The 19,122-nt window shown below is 55.2% G+C and carries 17 protein-coding genes; 11 read left to right on the plus strand and 6 right to left on the minus strand.

Annotated elements, in window-relative coordinates:
- The first annotated feature begins 40 nt into the window (after positions 1 to 40).
- The 3 genes from ACZRJQ_RS08805 (at position 41) to ACZRJQ_RS08815 (ending at position 2,367) form a co-directional block, all read left to right on the plus strand.
- Complete coding sequence (locus ACZRJQ_RS08805; RefSeq protein WP_463977973.1) at positions 41 to 640, plus strand: FMN-dependent NADH-azoreductase; 600 nt, start codon at positions 41 to 43, stop codon at positions 638 to 640.
- Between the two features lie 265 nt (positions 641 to 905).
- On the plus strand, positions 906 to 1,766 hold the full coding sequence (locus tag ACZRJQ_RS08810; protein WP_463977974.1) for a carboxylate/amino acid/amine transporter: 861 nt from the start codon (positions 906 to 908) through the stop codon (positions 1,764 to 1,766).
- 40 nt (positions 1,767 to 1,806) lie between these two features.
- Positions 1,807 to 2,367: an RBBP9/YdeN family alpha/beta hydrolase gene (locus ACZRJQ_RS08815; RefSeq protein WP_463977975.1), complete on the plus strand. Its 561-nt coding sequence runs from the start codon at positions 1,807 to 1,809 to the stop codon at positions 2,365 to 2,367.
- Between the two features lie 63 nt (positions 2,368 to 2,430).
- Here the strand turns inward: ACZRJQ_RS08815 and ACZRJQ_RS08820 are convergent, their stop codons facing one another.
- The gene (locus tag ACZRJQ_RS08820; RefSeq protein ID WP_463977976.1) at positions 2,431 to 3,729 is read right to left on the minus strand and encodes a mechanosensitive ion channel family protein; all 1,299 of its coding nucleotides are present in this window, start codon (positions 3,727 to 3,729) and stop codon (positions 2,431 to 2,433) included.
- Between the two features lie 192 nt (positions 3,730 to 3,921).
- Between ACZRJQ_RS08820 and ACZRJQ_RS08825 the strand changes: the two genes are divergently transcribed.
- Together ACZRJQ_RS08825 and ACZRJQ_RS08830 are read left to right on the plus strand one after the other, a co-directional pair.
- Positions 3,922 to 5,268 carry a DEAD/DEAH box helicase gene (locus ACZRJQ_RS08825; RefSeq protein WP_463977977.1) on the plus strand — a complete coding sequence of 449 codons (1,347 nt, stop codon included), beginning with the start codon at positions 3,922 to 3,924 and terminating at the stop codon, positions 5,266 to 5,268.
- Between the two features lie 174 nt (positions 5,269 to 5,442).
- Positions 5,443 to 5,835 carry a transcriptional regulator gene (locus ACZRJQ_RS08830; protein WP_463977978.1) on the plus strand — a complete coding sequence of 131 codons (393 nt, stop codon included), beginning with the start codon at positions 5,443 to 5,445 and terminating at the stop codon, positions 5,833 to 5,835.
- Between the two features lie 12 nt (positions 5,836 to 5,847).
- Here the strand turns inward: ACZRJQ_RS08830 and ACZRJQ_RS08835 are convergent, their stop codons facing one another.
- Together ACZRJQ_RS08835 and ACZRJQ_RS08840 are read right to left on the minus strand one after the other, a co-directional pair.
- Positions 5,848 to 6,570: a TorF family putative porin gene (locus tag ACZRJQ_RS08835; protein ID WP_463977979.1), complete on the minus strand. Its 723-nt coding sequence runs from the start codon at positions 6,568 to 6,570 to the stop codon at positions 5,848 to 5,850.
- Between the two features lie 213 nt (positions 6,571 to 6,783).
- The gene (locus tag ACZRJQ_RS08840) at positions 6,784 to 6,963 is read right to left on the minus strand and encodes a hypothetical protein (RefSeq protein ID WP_019410559.1); all 180 of its coding nucleotides are present in this window, start codon (positions 6,961 to 6,963) and stop codon (positions 6,784 to 6,786) included.
- 357 nt (positions 6,964 to 7,320) lie between these two features.
- Between ACZRJQ_RS08840 and ACZRJQ_RS08845 the strand changes: the two genes are divergently transcribed.
- The 5 genes from ACZRJQ_RS08845 (at position 7,321) to ACZRJQ_RS08865 (ending at position 10,762) form a co-directional block, all read left to right on the plus strand.
- The gene (locus ACZRJQ_RS08845; protein WP_463977980.1) at positions 7,321 to 8,157 is read left to right on the plus strand and encodes a CvfB family protein; all 837 of its coding nucleotides are present in this window, start codon (positions 7,321 to 7,323) and stop codon (positions 8,155 to 8,157) included.
- 25 nt (positions 8,158 to 8,182) lie between these two features.
- Positions 8,183 to 8,587 carry a DUF2177 family protein gene (locus tag ACZRJQ_RS08850; RefSeq protein ID WP_463977981.1) on the plus strand — a complete coding sequence of 135 codons (405 nt, stop codon included), beginning with the start codon at positions 8,183 to 8,185 and terminating at the stop codon, positions 8,585 to 8,587.
- Between the two features lie 59 nt (positions 8,588 to 8,646).
- Positions 8,647 to 9,576 (plus strand): DMT family transporter, encoded by a 930-nt coding sequence (locus tag ACZRJQ_RS08855; RefSeq protein WP_463977982.1) that lies wholly within the window; start codon positions 8,647 to 8,649, stop codon positions 9,574 to 9,576.
- A gap of 213 nt (positions 9,577 to 9,789) precedes the next feature.
- A complete protein-coding gene (locus ACZRJQ_RS08860; RefSeq protein ID WP_463977983.1) occupies positions 9,790 to 9,915 on the plus strand; it encodes a PA1414 family protein in 126 nt (41 codons plus the stop codon).
- A 244-nt stretch (positions 9,916 to 10,159) separates the two neighbouring features.
- A complete protein-coding gene (locus tag ACZRJQ_RS08865; RefSeq protein WP_463977984.1) occupies positions 10,160 to 10,762 on the plus strand; it encodes a tRNA-uridine aminocarboxypropyltransferase in 603 nt (200 codons plus the stop codon).
- A 46-nt stretch (positions 10,763 to 10,808) separates the two neighbouring features.
- Here the strand turns inward: ACZRJQ_RS08865 and ACZRJQ_RS08870 are convergent, their stop codons facing one another.
- The 3 genes from ACZRJQ_RS08870 to ACZRJQ_RS08880 are packed head-to-tail and all read right to left on the minus strand — an operon-like array spanning position 10,809 to position 15,707.
- Positions 10,809 to 12,164 carry an HlyD family type I secretion periplasmic adaptor subunit gene (locus ACZRJQ_RS08870; protein WP_463977985.1) on the minus strand — a complete coding sequence of 452 codons (1,356 nt, stop codon included), beginning with the start codon at positions 12,162 to 12,164 and terminating at the stop codon, positions 10,809 to 10,811.
- A 9-nt stretch (positions 12,165 to 12,173) separates the two neighbouring features.
- Complete coding sequence (locus ACZRJQ_RS08875; RefSeq protein WP_463977986.1) at positions 12,174 to 14,333, minus strand: type I secretion system permease/ATPase; 2,160 nt, start codon at positions 14,331 to 14,333, stop codon at positions 12,174 to 12,176.
- Between the two features lie 18 nt (positions 14,334 to 14,351).
- Complete coding sequence (locus tag ACZRJQ_RS08880; RefSeq protein ID WP_463977987.1) at positions 14,352 to 15,707, minus strand: TolC family outer membrane protein; 1,356 nt, start codon at positions 15,705 to 15,707, stop codon at positions 14,352 to 14,354.
- A 525-nt stretch (positions 15,708 to 16,232) separates the two neighbouring features.
- Between ACZRJQ_RS08880 and ACZRJQ_RS08885 the strand changes: the two genes are divergently transcribed.
- The coding region (locus ACZRJQ_RS08885; RefSeq protein ID WP_463977988.1) for a retention module-containing protein at positions 16,233 to 19,122 on the plus strand (2,890 nt) is incomplete at its 3' end.

Here is a 19,122-nt window from a genome sequence, read left to right on the forward strand (position 1 = left end):
GTCATAAACTTACAGCATTGAAAGATGGAGCCTACACAGCATGTCGCACGTTCTGATCATTGAAAGCAGCGCCCGTCAGCAAGACTCATTTTCCCGTCAGTTGACACAGCAATTCATCAAGCAATGGCATGACGCGCATCCTGCCGACACGATCACTGTTCGTGATTTGGCACTTAATCCGGTGCCGCATCTGGATGCCAACCTGCTGGGTGGCTGGATGAAGCCCGAGGCCCAGCGCAGCATTGATGAGCAGGCCTCCTTGCGGCGCTCTAATGAATTGACCGATGAACTGTTGGCTGCTGACGTGCTGGTGATGGCGGCGCCGATGTACAACTTTGCCATTCCAAGCACGCTCAAGGCTTGGCTTGACCATGTATTGCGCGCAGGTGTGACCTTCAAATACACCGAAAACGGCCCACAAGGGTTGCTGGTGGGTAAGAAAGCCTACGTGTTGACGGCGCGCGGCGGGATTTACGCGGGCAGTGCGGCCGACCATCAAGAACCTTACCTGCGTCAGGTAATGGCTTTTATTGGAATTCACGAGGTCACCTTTATTCATGCCGAGGGTATGAATCTGGGAGGTGACTTCCAAGAAAAAGGTTTGAACCAAGCCAAGGCACAGTTATCTGAACTGGCATGAGCTGTTAATCAACAGATAATCGATTGATGGCTTAATCGGTTCATTGCTCCTTCAAGCATGCGGTTCGCGCATCGAACCTCCCTTTGTACTTTGCTCCTGAGTGCTCCTGCCCGATCAACCTTTATGTTGAATCGGGTTTTTTTTGCCCGCGTTTCACAGGTTAATGGCGCACTTTGATAGAAACCCGCTAAGGTCGCGCCCATTCAATTGAACTGTTCGGCACCGATGCCGGGTAAGCGACCACGATTTTTTGGGCGAGTGATTCATGGGCTATTTGTTATTTGTGACGCTGATTCAGGCGTTTTCCTTCAGCCTCATTGGCGAGTATCTGGCAGGGCACGTCGACAGTTACTTTGCTGTGCTGGTGCGGGTTTTGCTGGCAGGGCTGGTGTTTATTCCGTTGACGCGCTGGCGCCAAGTGGAGCCCGGGTTCATGCGCGGCATGTTGCTCATTGGGGCGTTGCAGTTTGGTATCACTTACGTGTGCCTGTACTTGAGCTTCCGGGTGCTGACCGTGCCCGAAGTGCTGTTGTTCACGATATTGACCCCATTACACGTGACCTTGATCGAAGACGCGATTAACCGACGGTTCAATCCGTGGGCGTTGGTAGCGGCGCTGGTGGCGGTGACAGGCGCTGGGGTGATTCGCTTCGACAGCATCAGCCCGGACTTTTTTAAGGGCTTCCTGTTGCTGCAATTGGCCAACTTTACTTACGCAGCGGGTCAGGTGTTGTACAAGCACTTGGTTGCGCGCTATCCCAGTGAGTTGCCACATTACCGGCGTTTTGGCTTCTTTTACCTCGGCGCGTTGGCGGTGGTGTTGCCCGCCTTTTTGATGTTTGGCAAAGCGCACTTTTTGCCTGATGCACCTTTGCAATGGGGTGTGCTGTTGTTTCTTGGCCTGGTCTCGACGGCGTTGGGGATGTACTGGTGGAACAAAGGTGCGTGTCTGGTCAGTGGTGGCACTTTGGCGGTGATGAACAATCTGCACGTACCGGTCGGCTTGTTGCTCAATCTATTGATCTGGAACCAGCATGAGCCACTAGGGCGTTTGTTCTTTGGGGCATTGGTGATTTTGCTCGCCGTCTGGATCAGTCGCCTAGACCGCAGGGCTGTGAGGGACTAACGTCTTTGGCACGCTATCTAACCCTTAAGGGAGAGCAGGGATGACAGTCAGGGTGTTGATCTTGCCGGGCTTGTTCAATTCAGGGCCTGAACATTGGCAATCGCAATGGGAGCAGCGCTACAGCGGGCTGCATCGCGTCAAGCAGCAGGACTGGGAAACGCCAGCCTGTGAGGATTGGGTGCAGCGATTACATAAAAAGGTGATGGACAGCCAACGCCCAGTGGTACTGGTGGGGCATAGTCTGGCTTGCACGTTGATCGCTCGTTGGGCGCAGCAATATCCTGATGTTGCCAAACGTGTTCGCGGTGCCCTGTTGGTGGCCCCCAGTGATACTGAAGCGCACACCTACCCGCCGGGCACGACTGGCTTTACACCCATGCCGCTGGGGCATTTGCCTTTTGAAGCGATCACTGTGGCCAGCACTGATGACCCTTATGTCAGCGTTGAACGGGCACAGGCGTTCAGTGCAGCCTGGGGCAGTGAGTTGGTCTGGTTGCAGAACGCAGGCCATATCAACGGCGAAAGCGACCTTGGCCTTTGGCCACAAGGGGTTGATTTGCTGTTCAAGTTGACGGGCGATACGCAGTTTAAGCGCGTTTAGCCCTAATAGATTTCAGGTCCTTGCGAGCGAGTGCTCAGACAAGGACCTGAACCGTAAGCACCGTTAGTCTTCGTTGCCCACACCTTGTGGGATCAGCAGCGGGTCATTGAGCTTGGTCGACAACCCGTCACGCAAGTCATTGCCGCTCGGTTGTTGGTACACGCTCAAACCGAATTCCGGCAACACGGATAACAGATAGTCAAAAATGTCGCCCTGAATTTGCTCGTACTCGTCCCACACGGTTGTGCGAGTAAAGCAATACACTTCCAGCGGAACGCCCTGGGCAGTGGTTTGCAATTGGCGAACCATGCAGGTCATGTTGGGCTGGATTTCGGCGTGGCTTTTCAGGTAAGCCAGCGCATAAGCCCTGAACGTGCCGATATTGGTCATGCGACGTCGGTTGGCGGCCAATGCAGCCACATTGCCTTGAGCCTCGTTCCAGCTCTTGAGTTCAGCCTGTTTACGAGTCATGTAGTCGGTTAGCAGGCGTATTTTCTCTAAGCGCTGCTCCTGAGCATCGGTTAAAAAACCAATGCCACCGGTATCAATAAACAGGCTGCGCTTGATTCGGCGCCCGCCAGACTGCTGCATACCGCGCCAGTTCTTGAACGATTCGGACATCAAACGCCAGGTCGGGATCGATACGATCGTTTTATCGAAGTTCTGCACCTTGACGGTGTGCAGCGTGATATCGATGACGTCGCCGTCGGCGCCCACTTGCGGCATTTCGATCCAGTCGCCGACGCGCAGCAAGTCATTGCTGGTCAACTGCACGCTGGCGACGAATGACAGGAGCGTGTCTTTGTAGACCAGCAAAATGACTGCTGACATCGCGCCCAAGCCCGACAACAACAGCATGGGCGAGCGGTCGATCAAAGTGGCGACGATGATAATCGCAGCAAATACATACAGCAGCATTTTGGTCAGCTGGATGTAGCCTTTGATAGGTCGGGTTTTGGCGTAATTAGTGCGCGAATAAATATCGAGCAGGGCATCGAGCAGCGAGCTAATCACCCGCGTCAGGAAGAAGATGGTGATGGCCAGCGCCAGGTTGCCCAGAAAGTGGCGACCGTTGTCGCTCATGTCGGGCACCAGGTTGCGCCCGAACTGCACAATCAAAGAGGGGGTCATTTGCGCCAGGCGGTGAAACACTTTGTGTTCGCGCAGGTCATTGATCCAGTGCAGTGCGGGTTGGCGGCCCAGCATTTTGGTTACGCGTAAAATGGCAATGCGCGCAACGTGTCCGGCCAACAGGGCAATAGCAACGAGCACAATTAGCCCGAGTAAAGCTGAGACCCAAGGATGCTGATCCAGATTGGCCCAAAGCGTCTGGATTTGGACCCAGATGTGTTGAATATCCATAAGCTAAAACGTTACCCCAGTGATAAATGGCTCTGGGATTAGAGCATTTAAGAGCGCTTTAGGGGCCTTAGTTGGACTAAAGACCCTAAAAAAGCATTTGTTTCACGCCGTTCATGCAAAGAAACTCGGCCTGAGCGCTCGAAACCGTTACCCTATGGCGCTGAATTTTTGCATTTCTTCGAGGTAGCACCCGTGTTTTCCGATTTCGCCCTGCACGAACGCCTGCTTAAAGCTGTGGCCGAGCTTAAATTTGTCGAGCCTACGCCTGTGCAAGCAGCGGCCATCCCGCTCGCGCTCGAAGGGCGTGACCTGCGGGTTACAGCTCAAACCGGGAGTGGTAAAACCGCCGCTTTCGTACTGCCAATTCTGAACCGTCTGATTGGCCCGGCAAAAATCCGCGTGAGCATCAAAGCGCTGATCTTGCTGCCGACCCGTGAGCTGGCACAGCAAACGCTCAAAGAAGTTGAGCGTTTTTCGCAGTTTACGTTCATCAAGTCCGGCCTGATCACTGGCGGTGAAGACTTTAAGGTTCAAGCCGCGATGCTGCGCAAGGTGCCTGACATCTTGATCGGCACCCCAGGCCGTTTGCTGGAGCAACTGAACGCTGGCAACCTCGACCTCAAAGAAGTTGAAGTGCTGGTGCTCGACGAAGCTGACCGCATGCTCGACATGGGCTTCTCTGAGGACGTCCAGCGTCTGGTAGACGAGTGTCCAAATCGCCAGCAGACCATGTTGTTCTCGGCAACTACCGGTGGTTCGGGTCTGCGCGAGATGATCGGCAAGGTTTTGAACAATGCCGAGCACTTGCAGCTCAACCAAGTCAGCCAGCTGAATGCCACTACCCGTCAGCAAATCATCACCGCTGACCATAACCAGCATAAAGAACAAATCGTTAACTGGTTGCTGGCTAACGAGACTTATCAAAAGGCGATTATTTTCACCAATACCCGCGCTATGGCAGACCGTATCTACGGCCGCTTGGTGGCTCAGGAGTACAAGGCGTTTGTCTTGCACGGTGAGAAAGACCAGAAGGACCGCAAGCTGGCAATCGACCGTTTGAAGCAGGGCGGTGTGAAAATTCTGGTTGCAACTGATGTGGCGGCCCGTGGTCTGGACGTTGAAGGTCTGGATTTGGTGATCAACTTCGACATGCCACGCAGCGGCGACGAATACGTACACCGTATTGGTCGTACGGGTCGCGCTGGCAATGATGGACTGGCAATCTCGCTGATCTGCCACGGCGACTGGAACCTGATGTCCAGCGTTGAGCGCTACTTGAAGCAAAGCTTCGAGCGCCGCACCATCAAGGAAGTTAAAGGCACCTACGGCGGGCCGAAAAACGTCAAGGCGTCGGGTAAAGCCGTTGGTGTGAAGAAGAAAAAGACTGACGCCAAGGGCGTCAAGAAGAAGACAGGCGCCAAGGCTCCGACCAAGCGCAAAATTGCTAACCGCCCAAAGACCGATGCTCTGTCACTGGTCAGCAAGGATGGTATGGCGCCGCTCAAGCGCCGCAAGCCAGAAGCCCCGGCTGCTGAGTAAAGCGCTGGTGTGACCCACAAAAAGCCGGCTCGCGCCGGTTTTTTTGTGCCCGAAAATCGGCATTCAAAGCCTGCTGACCGCCGCGAAGAAACATTTCTGGCTGAACGTCTTCCTTGGTGATGGGTCACTACTGGTGTAGCTCATTTCATCAACATTGTTGGGAGCGTCAAGCTGATGGTTACTTACAACTGGGTATTGATCGAACGATTGCTCCACGAAGTTCAAAATGGCGCGGGCGAGCCTTTCAAACCGCGGGTTTATGCTGAAGAGGTAGCGAAAGCGATGGCTGATGCAGGGCAGCCGGTCGGAGATGTTGATAAGTTGAAAACCCTTGCCGAAGAGTACGAAGCCTTACTGCTCAAGCGAGGATTTATCGAGCCTCGACCCGAAGAAGAGGGCGGTAATGGGGAGAATTTCATCCTTACCGCGCGTGGTGCCAGCTTGCTGAGCATGATTGACAGCAGCATTCCGGGCAATGACCACCCGTTGTTCGAGTTGGATAAGCAAGTGGACGCGCTAGATCCAATAACCTTTGACGCCTTGGCAGCCAGGCCGCAAATTGCCTGACGCTGTGGCGTATCAGTAAAAAGCGCGTTCAGCTTTAAGCGTCACCAAGCCATCGCATTGACTGTTTTGCCCGGAGTAGGCCGAACAGTCATCGCCACTGAGGCTGGAGTCGCTGTAGATCAGGTTGAGGTCGATGCCCATCCACGGGCGGGAGAATTTTACCGACCAGTCATTGAACGCGCCCACGCTTGCGCCATTGGAAAGAGTGACGGGTGTACTCAGTTGGTGGGTGGTGTATTTCATGCTTACGCCAATCCCTAATGGCTGGTTCATGCCCAGATCAGCAAATAATGTGCTGTCTTGTCGCTTGGGATCGTTGCTGAATGCGGCGCCAAAGCGCGTGCCCAAAATGGTTAGCCCAGCGTAAAACTGCTGACTGTCGAGCGGGCTGAGTTTGGGGTAGCTGTAATGGATCATTCCCAGTTCATAGCTTAGGGTTTGGTCGAAAGGGTGCTTGTAGCCCAAGTAGGAGTCCACTTCGAGGTTGCTGCCAGGCTTGAGGCCCATCGTCGGTGCCCATTGCCCTGCGTACCAACCGCTGTCGTGACTTAAATCCAGGCCACCATGAAAAGTTGAGCCCGCGCTGGTAGGTTTGACCAAGCCCTGGGCCATGCTGCGACTTGGCTGGGTTGCCAGCTTCAGGTCGAAATCGCCCAGTTCTCGAGAGAACACCTGTGCATTTACAATTGAGCTGCCCAGCAAGGTGCCGGCCAGCAGTAACGCTCGTGTGAGCATTGTTCACTCCCTATGACAGCATCCTGAGCCATGAGGCTGGAAGGCTTGATCTAGAGGCTTTAGAGCATACGTAGGAATATCGGCGACAGGGTGCCGTTCGTCGATTGATCAGTCGTCGTATGGTAGGGCTTGTGTCGGGAACAATGGGGTTGTAGCGAGAGTCCTAGCGCTTTGAATGGCAAAGCGCATGAGGACCAGATGACGCGAGGGGTATTACTTTTTGCCCAGCGTGATTTGCTTGGACGGGCCGAACGTTTGGCCGCTCACGCCTTTGTCAATTTGTTGGATCTCGCCACCAGATTTCAAGAATGCAGCAATTTGTGCATTGATTGAATCACTGGTTTCAACAGCGGGAGCTGGCTTGGCTTTGCTGGCGGATGCTTTTACACGCATGGCGGCTATTGACCTGTAGAAAATAACTTGGCCAGCGATAGTAACTGAAATACTTGACAATTGCTTGTTAAATATCTTCCTAAAATAAAATGGCGGGTGAATGAATGTATATATTTTGTCGCGTGATAATCACCTAACTGGCTGTTTTAACTCACAACAGGGAGCCGTTGGTAATAGGATTTTTAGCCATTAGGTCAGTGCCGGGCGCACCATGAGCTGACGAATGGTGCCCGTCCTTGGGAAGAAAATCCTGATAAATCAGGCCTTTCGCACAAATTTTGAAAGCAGGGCTGCGCCGCTCCGATTCGTACACCTAAACTCGGGTAGAATGCCGCCCACGTAATGAGGGTATTGGACATGGCTTTAATCGGTCGCTACAACAGTTTGCAAGTGGTTAAACACACTAACTTTGGTTTGTATTTAGATGGCGGGGCAGACGGTGAAATCCTGTTGCCCAATCGTTATATTCCAAAAGATATTCCCAGTGAAGATGAAGACTGGCTCAACGTATTTGTTTATTTGGACAGTGCGGACAAATTAATTGCCACCACTGAAAAACCAAAAGTTCAGGTCGGTGAGTTTGCCAGTCTTAAAGTGGTTGAAGTTAATAGCATCGGCGTATTCCTCGATTGGGGGCTGCCAAAAGATTTGCTGCTTCCGTATTCCGAAGAAAAACGCCAGATGACCGCTGGTGAATACGTTGTGGTTCATGTCTATCTGGACAAGCACACCCGTCGCATCACAGCCACTGCGCGCCTTGACCGTTATCTGGACAAGACGCCGGCCAACTATCAGGTTGGGCAGGAAGTCGATCTGTTGGTGGCCGAAGCTACCGATATGGGCTTCAAGGCTGTGATCAATAACAAGCACTGGGGGCTGATTCACAAGAACGAAGTGTTCAAGTTCCTGCGCCCGGGCAAGCAAGAAAAAGGCTTCATCAAAGAAGTGCGCGCGGACGGCAAAATCAGCCTGAGCCTACAACCTGTTGGTCAAGAAGCAGCCAGCAGCCTGAACTCGAAAATTCTCAGCAAATTGCGCGACAACAATGGCGTATTGCCGGTCAGCGACAAAAGTGCCCCGGAGCTGATCAGCAGCCTGTTTGGTGTCAGCAAGGGTAACTTCAAAAAGGCAATTGGCGCGCTGTACAAAGAAGGCAAGATTGCGATCCACGCAGACCGCATTGAATTGATCTGATCCAACGGCCAAGAGGGCGATCGGCATGAGAAAAGTAGGGTGGGCGTATATCGGTGCGTTACTGGCTTTTCTGTTGCTTGATGGCCTTTGGTTAGGCGTGCTCATGAACTCTACCTACAGAGAGTTACTGGGCTCGTTGATGCGTGCGCAACCCACATGGGGGGCAGCGATCAGCTTTTACCTGTTGTATGTGTCGGGCATGGTGTTTTTTGTGGTGCTGCCTGCACTGGCTCGTGGCAGTGCGCGCCGAGCTGCGGCCAGTGGCGCGTTCTTCGGGCTGGTCGCCTATGGCACTTACGACCTGATCAACTGGACCACGCTGCAAGGCTGGTCGGCCCAATTGGCATTGATGGACATGGCGTGGGGCGCGTTACTGACCTGCCTGGCCTCGTTGTCGGGCTATTGGACGGCGCGCAAGCTCGCGGCTTAATGCTTACCTGACTGATGCGTCGATGACTGCGCAGTCCTTGATTTTTCTCAGGTGTAGATATGAGTGTTACGCGCCAGGCAACGGATGCTTTTGCACTGCAAGTCATGCTGGGGCTATGCCTGATTTGGGGTGTACAGCAAGTGGTGATCAAAACCGCTGCCGTAGACATCGCGCCCGTCATGCAGGCAGCGGGACGTTCCGGTATAGCCGCTCTTTTGGTGGGGCTGTTGATTTGTTGGAAGGGCGGTTGGGATCAAGTCAGCAGTACGTGGCGGGGTGGGTTGTTGGCTGGCGGACTGTTTGCGCTGGAGTTTTTCTTCATCGCCGAAGGTTTACAGCTCACCAGTGCGGCGCACATGTCGGTGTTTCTCTACACCGCTCCCATTTTTACAGCGCTGGGCGTTAACTGGCTGTTGCCCAGCGAGCGTTTGCGCCCCTTGCAGTGGCTGGGAATTTTTCTCGCGTTTGTGGGCATCGCCTTCGCCTTTGCGGGCGGGGTTTCGTTTGCAGACATGGACCGCAACATGTTGCTGGGGGATGCCTTTGGGATTCTCGCAGGCATGGCTTGGGGGGCGACCACTGTGGTGGTGCGCGGCTCACGTTTGTCTGAGGCGCCCGTCACGCTGACCTTGTTCTACCAACTGATCGTCGGCTTTGTGGGCTTGTTGTTGATTGCCGTCGTCAGTGGGCAAATCACTCATGTCAGGCTGACCAGCGTTGCAGTGGCCAGTGTGCTGTTCCAAGGGTTGGTGGTGTCGTTTTTCAGCTATTTGGTGTGGTTCTGGATGCTCAAGCGCTATTTGGCATCCAATTTAGCCGTATTTTCGTTTATGACGCCGATGTTCGGTGTGACCTTCGGCGTGATAGTGCTTAACGAGCCCTTGAGTTTCAACTTTGTAGTCGGCGCGGTTTTTGTGTTGTTCGGCATCACTTTTGTCAGTGCCGAGCAGTGGGTGCGTCGCAGTTTGCGCAAGCTGTGGGGGTATTAACATGACGACTGTGCGCTGCCAGTAATGGCTCGCGCCGCTCGCTCACAGCACAGTAAGCCGTTTGCACCGCGTTGGGCGTTGACGTGATGTTGATTCTTGCGAAGTTAGCCTAAAGTTCATTGATTTCAGGCAAGCATTGCGTAGGAGTTGGGACTATCATCTGTACGAAGCGACTACAGAATTTATGTCGCGGTGTTACCCCAAGGGGGAAATATGAAAGACAAACTGCAAACTTGGCTGCACGACCTCGGTGTTGCTTTGGGGCTGATAGAGCCTCCGCTGCAACCTGTGCCGATTCCAGTTGATGAGCCTCGTCGCCGCCCGCAACGTCGCCGCTAAGGTAACGATTGCGCTGCGCGCAGATCATGACGATGCAACGTCCCTTGGCAGTGAGGGTGCCAAGCGGTTGTGCGCAAATAACGGGTACGACCTGCATAGTCGTGCCCGCTGTATAAAGCCCAAACCTGCCAGTGCTTGCCCAGATCAAGGGTGCTAGCCTGCTGCCCGTCTGCCCGTCTGCCCGTCTGCCCGTCTGCCCGTCTGCCCGATCCCAGTGAACCAACCTCAACGAGATTTCATTCCTATGTCCCGAGCCCAATGCCCTCGTTGCTTGCGCCCGCAAACGCACTGCTTGTGTGCATTGATCCCACAACTGGACAGCCGCACCCGGGTCTTGCTGTTACAGCACCCCAGTGAAGTCAATCATGCCTTGAACACCGCGCGGCTGGCGGCACTGGGTTTGATGAACGCTGAGCTGCGGGTCGGCGAAGTTTTTGACGATTTGGCCACTTTGCTCAATCCACCAGGGTATCAGGCGCGGCTTTTGTTTATGGGGGACGACGCGCAGTTGATTCAAGCCCACGAACCATCCGGTGAAAACCTGCCGCTGCTGTTAGTGGTGCCCGATGGGACATGGCGCAAGGCACGCAAGCTGCTGCACCTCAATCCCTTGTTGGCGCAGTTGCCGCGTGTCACTTTGCCAGGTGGTTCGGTGTCGCGTTACCGGCTGCGAAAAGCGCCGGAGCCTGGCGCATTGTCGACGTTGGAAGCCATCGTGCACGCGTTGGATATCCTTGAGGCGCCGATGTCATTTGCCCCGCTGCTGCGTCCGTTTGAGGCGCTGATTGAAGGGCAGATTACTGCAATGGGGGCACAGACCTATCAACGTAATCATGGTGATCGATAGGTCGTACCTGAACTGAATCAGGCCTGCCCCGTGTAGCGTTGACTCCTTACCTTTCGCGCAGGGATTCGGTTCTGGCTTTGAGTACCGGCTTGAGCAAGTAATCCAGCACGCTTTTTTGCCCGGTAATGATGTCCACGGCAGCTGTCATGCCGGGGATGATCAGCAAGGGTTTATGATCGCCGCCCAAATGGTTTTTATCGGTGCGCACCTGAATCAAGTAAAAACTGTTGCCCTTGTCATCGGTGATAGTGTCAGCCCCAATCAGCTCCAACTTGGCGCTGAGCCCGCCGTAGATCGTGTAGTCGTAAGCGCTGAATTTAACCATCGCCTTTTGACCCGGATGTAAAAACGCAACGTCCTGCGGACGAACTTTGGCTTCGATCAGCAAGTTGTCTTCGAGTGGCACGATTTCCACCATATCGCTGCCAGGCTGCACCACGCCGCCAATGGTATTGACCTTCAGCAGTTTGACGATGCCACGCACCGGCGATTGCACGGTGGTGCGTTTCACGCGGTCGTCGATGGCAATGCGGGTGGCGGTGATTTTCGACAACTCGGTGCGTTTTTGGTTGAGGTCTTTTGCGGCCTCGGAACGAAAGGTCTGCACCGATTCATCAATTTTGCTTTTGATCTCGTTCATGGCCGCTTCAGCGCGGGGAATGGCCAAAGTGGTGGAGTCCAGTGAGCCGCGAATCTCCACGGCGCTGCGTTTAAGACGCAGGATTTCAACGGGCGAAACCGCGCCCGTACCCACCAGCGGTGCCGACATGTTCATCTCTTGGTTGAGCAACCCTAAACTGCTGCGAAACTGCTCCTGTTTGGAGCGGAACTCTGCAAGCTCCTGAGTTTTTTGCCGCAGTTGCTCACTCAGCGTGCGTTGTTCGCTGCTAAGCCTGCGTTGGCGTTGCAGGTAAAGTGACTTCTCGTCTTCGGCCACTTGTGGGGCTTTGGCGATCACCTCGGGCGACAACTCAAACGGCCTACCTTCAGCTTCTGCCGAGAGACGTTCAACTTGTGCCGTAAGGGTGTAGCGGTCCGCTTCGCTTTCGCCGCGGTTGGATAAAAAACGCGTGTCATCCAGGCGCAGTAGGGTGTCGCCCTTGTTCACCATTTGCCCTTCGCGAACCAAAATTTCAGTGACAATGCCGCCCTCAAGGTTTTGGATGACTTGCACTTTGCTCGATGGAATCGCCTTGCCATCGCCCACCGTGACTTCATCCAGTACCGCGAACTTGGCCCACAGCAGCGCGGTAATAATCAGTGCTGCGGCTATCCAGACGGTCAGGCGTGAACGGCGTGGTGAATCTTCACTTGAAGCCCCGGCCACCTCAGGCATGTAGTCGCTTTCGCCGGTTTTTTTGAAGCTTTTGAAATAACTGCGCAGGCCGGAGCGTGCTGACATAAATCTCTCCTAAACGGCGGCAGAGCCAACACGGCCCTTGCGCAAGGCATCGATGACCGCTTCTTTTGGGCCGTCGGCCACAATTCGACCGTTGTCCAGCACGATCAGGCGATCAACCAGGCTGAGCATCGCCGTACGGTGGGTAACCAGCAGTAAGGTTTTGCCTGCCATCCACGTTTGCAAGCGCTGACGCAGGGCGTCTTCGCTGGCGTTGTCCATCGCGCTGGTGGGTTCGTCGAGCATCATGATGGGCGGGTTGAGCAGCAGGGCGCGGGCCAACAGCACCGCTTGGCGCTGCCCACCGGACAACAATTGTCCGCGCTCACCCACGGGGCGATCAAAGCCTTGGGGGTGTTGCCGGGCGAGCTCACTGACGCCAGTTAACTCGGCCACTTCGAGCATGCGAGCGTCACTGATGTAGCGTGCGCCCAAGGTCAGGTTGTCGCGCAGGCTACCGGCCAATAGCGGCAAGTCGTGGGCGACGTAGCCAACTTGCTGGCGCAGGTCGGCGACATCCAGTTGCCGCAGGTCCAGGCCGTCAAGCAGGATCTGGCCTTCATCGGGGGTGAAAAACCCCATCACTAACCGCCCTAAGGTGCTTTTCCCTGAGCCACTGCGGCCAATAATGCCGATTCGCTCACCCGGCTTGATGTTGAAACTGATGTCCGCCAATGCCGGGTTTATCTGCCCCGGATAGCGGAACGTTACTCGGCTGGCCTCAATGGCGCCGCTCAGTTGAGTGCGTTCCAGTGGCCGCTGTTTGGCGTCACGCTCTTGGGGCAGGCCCATCAGTGAATCGGTGCTGCGCATGGTCAGTTGGGCTTGCTGGTAACGCGTAATCAACCCCGCAATTTGCCCCAGCGGAGCAAGTACCCGGCCACCGAGCATGTACGTGGCCACCAGGGCGCCCACACTGAGGTTGCCCGCAATGATGCTGTAAACCCCCGCGACAATAGTCGCCATGCCACACAACTGCTGAATAAACAGTGTGCCGTTGGTGACCAGCGCCGAGAGATCGCGCGCATGGCTGTCCAGCCGGGTGAGGGCGCCGTGGGTGCTCTCCCATTTGTGCTGGCGCTCACTTTCTGCGCTGCACGCTTTGAGGGTTTCAAGGCCGCTCAAGGTCTCGATCAACAAGGCCTGACGCTCTGCTCCCAACGCCAGACTTTTTTGCACGGTGTCACGCAGGCGCACTTGAATCATCAGCGCAAAAATGATGGTCACCGGGAAGGCGATTAACGGGATCAATACCAGCCAGCCGCCCAGCAGACCAATCACCACCAGCATCAGCACGGCAAACGGCAGGTCGATCAAGCTGGTGAGGGTGACGGCTGTCAAAAACTCGCGCAGCCCTTGAAAGTCATGAATGCTTTGGGCAAAACCGCCAATGGTGGCGGGGCGAGCTTTTATCGACATTCCGGTGATGCGTTCAAACAGCGTGGCCGACAGGATTAAGTCCGTGCGTTTACCGGCTTGGTCCAGCAAGTGAGCACGAACCAGTCGTAAAACCATTTCAAAGCCGGTGCCAATCATCAGCCCGATCGCCAGCACCCACAAGGTTGCGGTGGCCTGATTGGGCACCACGCGGTCGTAGGTTTGCATCACGAACAGCGGCACCATCAAGCCCAGCAGGTTGATTAAAAAGCTGGCCAGAATGGCGTCGCTATAGAGCCAACGTGACAGTTTCAGCGTGTCGCGAAACCAGGCATTTACGCGTGGCACTAACGGCGCACGCAGGTCTTCGAGTTCATGGCGTGGGCGCGCAAACAAGGCTTGACCGCTGTAGTCCTGTTCGAGTTCTTCACGCGTGACCCACTGCTCGCCGCCTTCGGCTTCGCTCGGCAAAATCAACGCCTTGCCGTCTTCGTTCCAGCGCCTGAGCACAGCGCATCGACCGTCTTTGAGCAGCAACAGCACAGGCAAGTTGAGTCCAGAAATTGCACTCAACTCACGGCGCAGCACCCGGGCCTGTAACCCTGCGCGAGCGGCTGCTCGGGTCATCAGGTCAAGGCTCAGGCGCTGGTCTGGCAGCGGCAGCCCCGCGGTCAGGCTGGATCGACTGACCGTACAACCATGCAAGTTACAAAGGATCAACAAGCCATCTAACAGCGGGTCATCAAAGCTCAGGCGTGGATCAACGCCTTGCCCAACATCTTGCAAGGTGGTCAAGAGGCTTACTCCAGGCGCTTATTTCATTTCCGGCAAGCGGGCATCACTTTTGATTTCGGTCTGGGCGATTGCCTCAGCAGGCATGACGACTTTTTCCTTGCGCAGTAATTCCCCCATGTTGGCCAGCACGCGGTACATCGAAAACTCTTCGGTGTAGCGTACTTCGGTGTAGCGGCGATTGGCGTTGTACAGCTCGTTTTCACTGTCCAGCAAGTCCAGCAGGGTGCGTTGGCCGAGCCCGAATTGGTCCTGATAAGCCACACGTACCTTGGCCGAGGTTTCGGCGTATTGACGAGCCGTCGGGGTTTGTATGCGCGCATTGTTCATCGCGTGCCAGGCCAGATTCAGGTTTTCGTTGAGCATGCGCAGCGCATTGTTGCGAATGTCCATGGCTTGGTTGATTTTGTGCGCGTCTGATTGCAGGCGAGCTTTGTCGCTGCCGCCCTTGAACAGGTTGTAATTCATCACCACGCCCGCCCGCCATTCGTTGTCGTGGCCGACTTGGCCTTGCACGTCGTTGTTGGCGCCGACGGCCAGTTCGCCATCAAAACGAGGGTAGAAGGGCGACTTGGCAACTTCGTATTGCTTCTCTGCCGCATGCACATCGGCCTGCGCTGATTTGAGGTACGGGTTGTTGACGAGCATGCTTTGCTGAGCTTCGCTGAAAGCGCCGGGCAGCTCGCCTTTGATCGAGGGAGGCGCTTCCAATTGGTCGGGCATGCGGCCCACAACACTAAAAAAATTCGACTCGGCATCAGCTAAATCGACTTCAGCGGTTTGGAAGTTGTTCTCGGCCAAGGCGCGACGGGCCACGGACTGATCCTGGTCGGCGATGCTGCCAATGCCGCGCTGGCTGCGCATGCCGATTTGATCGTTCACCCGCATGTGCGCTTGCAAGTTGTTTTTGGCCAGCGTCAGGAGTTCGCGACGCTTGAGCACTTCGAGGTAAACCTCGATGGTGCGCAATGCCAAACTTTCAGCGGTGCCTTGCACGTAATACGCGCGCGAGTTGACTACCGCTTGGGTGCGGCCCACTTCGTTGGCGGTGTTGAAACCATCAAACAGCATCTGCCGCAGGCGCAGCTCTGACTGGGTGTAGTTCAGGGTTTCGGTGTTGTGATTGCCCAGTCCCCGGGTGTTGGGGTTGTCGCTGTAACCCCGGCCATAACTGGCATTCAGATCAACGCTTGGGTAGTACCCCCCTTTTGCAACTTTCACATCCTCATTGGCAGACAGGCGATTGTTTTCAGTGGCTTGCAGTTCTGGATGGGTATCGATAGTGCTTTGGATCGCCTCAGTGATAGACATTGCCTGAGCTTGGCTGCAAGCCATAGCTAGCAAAAGTGCGCTGCTAAGAGGATTGAAAACGCGCATGAGGTACTTCTCCCTGTCTCGATAGTGCTTATTTTTTTGTCGTCAATAAAATGACGATCCGCTTTTTAGATGAAACCGTTTCAGGCTTGTAACACAGAGCTAAGAACATCCTAAGGCCGAGCTAAGAAGAATTTCTCATAACAGTTAGTCCAAAAAAAACTTATGTGTTCTTTGAAATTCGGGACATTGTTCGTTCTGTAAAGCTCGTTTTTCGCGTTATGCAGCGTGTTTACGGGCTCATGGAAGTTCAATTTTAATTTCGCGAAACATGTGAGAGTCACGCGCAGAGGACAGAACGTTTGAGTGGTGAAATCGTCAATTTGTTGACTTGATGGCGATTTGATTGCTGTGTTGTCGCCCTTATGAAGACGTGCTGTGTGATACCGGACACGATTGATTGTGTTCAGTTTTTCAGCACTTGTTGTTTTCAAACTGCGATGACTCAAGACGTGTTGCGACTCTTCACACTTGCATGTTTCCCGTGAAAACAGGTGCCGACAGTGGTCGGCAGCAAAGGGGATACACATGGCTAGTTTGATCGGCGTCGTCAGCAAAGTGATCGGTCAGGTTTTCGCGGTGGCCAGCGATGGTTCGCGACGCGCGTTGGTCGAAGGTGATCGTGTGTTTGCCGGTGAGCAGCTGGAAACCGGTGCGGCCGGTGCCGTTGCCGTTCAGCTGCAAGATGGCAACGAGTTGACCATGGGTCGCGACAGCAGCATGAGCTTGTCGCCGAACTTACTGAGCCACAATCAGGCACCTCATGTTCAGACCCCTGAATCGGTCACGCCGAGTGAAGCGCAGCTTACCGACGTCGAAAAACTTCAAGCCGCAATCGCGGCGGGCGATGACCCGACTCAAACAGCTGAAGCCACCGCTGCAGGCCCAGCAGCAACCGGCGCACCGGGTGGCGGCATTGGCGGTGGGCACACGTTTGTAATGCTGAGCGAGGTGGGAGGTGCGGTTGATCCTGTGATTGGTTTTCCGACCGCAGGCTTCAATGGTGTTCCTGAATTTGTCGAGGAGCGCGTTCTCGGCTTGGTCGACGATGGCGACACCGACACGCCGGTCATCGTGCCCCCAGATAACCCTGTCAGCCTGGCGGGGTTATCTGTTGAGGGGGGTGAATTAACCGTCAATGAGGCCAATCTGGCCCAAGGCTCGGCCAGCAACCCTGGTGCGCTGACCCAGAGCGGTACGTTCAGCGTGTCTGCACCCGATGGCCTGTTGAACTTGAACGTCGGGGGCATTGCAGTGGTCAGCGGCGGGACGGCGAGTGGATTCCCCCAATCAATCACGACAGGCTTGGGCAATACCCTCACCATTACCGGGTTTAACCCGGCTACAGGCGTTGTGAGTTACAGCTACACCCTCAGCGGCAATGATGCGCACCCTGCCGGGCAGGGCGCCAACAGCCTGAGCGAACATTTTTCGGTTATTGCCACCGATACCGATGGCAGCACCGCAACCAATACGCTGGACGTCAATGTTGTGGACGACGTTCCTACGGCGGTTAATGACTCTAACTCAGCCACAGCTTCTGAAACCTTGCTGACCTTAACTGGCAGCGTGCTGACCAATGACACACAAGGTGCTGATCGGGTCGCAACGGGGCCGATTACCGCGGGCACGTTTACCGGTACTTACGGCACATTGGTGCTGGCGGCTGACGGTACTTACACCTACACACTCAACACCAGTGACCCTGACTTTATTGCCCTTAAAGGCGGAGGCAATGGCACTGAAACCTTTGCCTACACACTCACCGATTCAGATGGTGACAGCAGCACTGCAAACCTAGTGCTCAACGTTCATAACAACGACAACAATGTGGACATCGTTGCTGGCATCAATGGCAATTTGCAGGCTGTCAATGAAGCCAATTTGTCACAGGGGTCTGCTCCCAATGCGGCGGCGTTGACCCAAAGTAATACCTTCACTGTTAACGCTCCCGACGGTTTGCAAAGCTTGTCGGTGGGTGGCATCACCGTTATCAGTGGTGGCGTGGTTAGTGGTGTTGGTCAGTCCATTACCACGGGTTTGGGCAATACACTGACGATTACCGGGTACAACTCAGCCACTGGTGTCGTAAGTTACAGCTACACCCTCAATGGCAACGATGTCCATGCGCCGGGTAATGGTACGAACGTGCTGGGTGAGCAGTTCAGCATCATCGCCACAGACACCAACGGCAGCACGGGAACGAGCACCATTACGGCCACTGTGCGTGACGACGTGCCGACCGCTGTCAATGACAGCAACGATGGGGTTGCGTCTGAAAGCAACCTGCACCTGACTGGCAATGTGCTGACTAACGATACGCAAGGCGCGGATCGTATCGCCACAGGTCCCATTACGGCGGGAAGCTTCTCCGGCACTTACGGCACTCTGGTTCTGGCCACTGATGGCACTTACACCTACACGCTGAACCCGAGCGATCCAGACTTCCTTGCCCTTAAAGGCGGGGGTAATGGCACTGAAACCTTTACTTATACGCTGACCGATTCGGACGGCGACACCAGCACTGCGAATCTGGTGTTGAATATTCACAACAACAACGACCCTGTGGTTCTGAAAGGTTTAGATGTGTCGGGTGGTGAGCTAACTCTGTATGAGTACAACCTGCCCAATGGTAGCCCCGCGGGAGCTGAGAGCAGAGGGGGGCCGTTGACGCAGACGGGTACCTTTACCGTCACTTCACTGGATGGTTTGCAAACGTTAACGGTCAATGGGGTGAGTGTGGTTGTCGGCGGCGTGGGCATTACCAGCCCACTGGCTTCTACCACACCGCTGGGCAACACACTGACAATCAACAGTTACGATCCTGCGACTGGCACCGTCACTTACAGCTATACCCTCAATGGTGCGGAGCAGCACCCGAACGGTAATGGCGCTAACAGCCTGACCGAGCATTTTGAGGTGATTGCTACTGATGTTGATGGCAGCACCATCAGCGGTTCGGTGGATGTGAATATCGTCGACGACGTCCCCACCGCCACGGCGGACGTGCGCAGCGGCGTGGAAGGCGACACCATCACCCTCAACGTGCTGACCAACGACGTGTTGGGCGCCGACGGCGGGGCTGCAGGCGGTGCAGTGGTGGGCGTGCAAACCACGGGCAACCCATTACAGAGCGTACCGACCAACAGCAGCACCGTAATCAGCGGCCTGTACGGCACCTTGACCCTGTCAGCTGACGGCACGGCGGTGTACAAAAGCACCCCGAACCTGGTGACGGGCGCGACAGCGACCGACACCTTTACCTACACCATCCGCGATGCCGATGGCGACCAAAGCACCACCACGGTCACCTTCAACCTGACCGACAGCGGGCTCAAGGTCACCAGTGACGCAGCGGCCAAGGTGTTCGAAAACGCGCTGGACACCAACAAGGACGGCAGCGATCTGGCGCCCGGCA

The sequence above is a fragment of the Pseudomonas sp. E315 genome, from assembly GCF_055406205.1.

Excerpts from the sequence above, each read along its gene's own strand:
- ACZRJQ_RS08805 (WP_463977973.1), top strand. The coding sequence starts at position 41 with ATGTCGCACGTTCTGATCATTGAAAGCAGCGCCCGTCAGCAAGACTCA.
- ACZRJQ_RS08810 (WP_463977974.1), top strand. The coding sequence starts at position 906 with ATGGGCTATTTGTTATTTGTGACGCTGATTCAGGCGTTTTCCTTCAGC.
- ACZRJQ_RS08815 (WP_463977975.1), top strand. The coding sequence starts at position 1,807 with ATGACAGTCAGGGTGTTGATCTTGCCGGGCTTGTTCAATTCAGGGCCT.
- ACZRJQ_RS08820 (WP_463977976.1), bottom strand. The coding sequence starts at position 3,729 with ATGGATATTCAACACATCTGGGTCCAAATCCAGACGCTTTGGGCCAAT.
- ACZRJQ_RS08830 (WP_463977978.1), top strand. The coding sequence starts at position 5,443 with ATGGTTACTTACAACTGGGTATTGATCGAACGATTGCTCCACGAAGTT.
- ACZRJQ_RS08835 (WP_463977979.1), bottom strand. The coding sequence starts at position 6,570 with ATGCTCACACGAGCGTTACTGCTGGCCGGCACCTTGCTGGGCAGCTCA.
- ACZRJQ_RS08840 (WP_019410559.1), bottom strand. The coding sequence starts at position 6,963 with ATGCGTGTAAAAGCATCCGCCAGCAAAGCCAAGCCAGCTCCCGCTGTT.
- ACZRJQ_RS08845 (WP_463977980.1), top strand. The coding sequence starts at position 7,321 with ATGGCTTTAATCGGTCGCTACAACAGTTTGCAAGTGGTTAAACACACT.
- ACZRJQ_RS08850 (WP_463977981.1), top strand. The coding sequence starts at position 8,183 with ATGAGAAAAGTAGGGTGGGCGTATATCGGTGCGTTACTGGCTTTTCTG.
- ACZRJQ_RS08855 (WP_463977982.1), top strand. The coding sequence starts at position 8,647 with ATGAGTGTTACGCGCCAGGCAACGGATGCTTTTGCACTGCAAGTCATG.
- ACZRJQ_RS08860 (WP_463977983.1), top strand. The coding sequence starts at position 9,790 with ATGAAAGACAAACTGCAAACTTGGCTGCACGACCTCGGTGTTGCTTTG.
- ACZRJQ_RS08865 (WP_463977984.1), top strand. The coding sequence starts at position 10,160 with ATGTCCCGAGCCCAATGCCCTCGTTGCTTGCGCCCGCAAACGCACTGC.
- ACZRJQ_RS08870 (WP_463977985.1), bottom strand. The coding sequence starts at position 12,164 with ATGTCAGCACGCTCCGGCCTGCGCAGTTATTTCAAAAGCTTCAAAAAA.
- ACZRJQ_RS08880 (WP_463977987.1), bottom strand. The coding sequence starts at position 15,707 with ATGCGCGTTTTCAATCCTCTTAGCAGCGCACTTTTGCTAGCTATGGCT.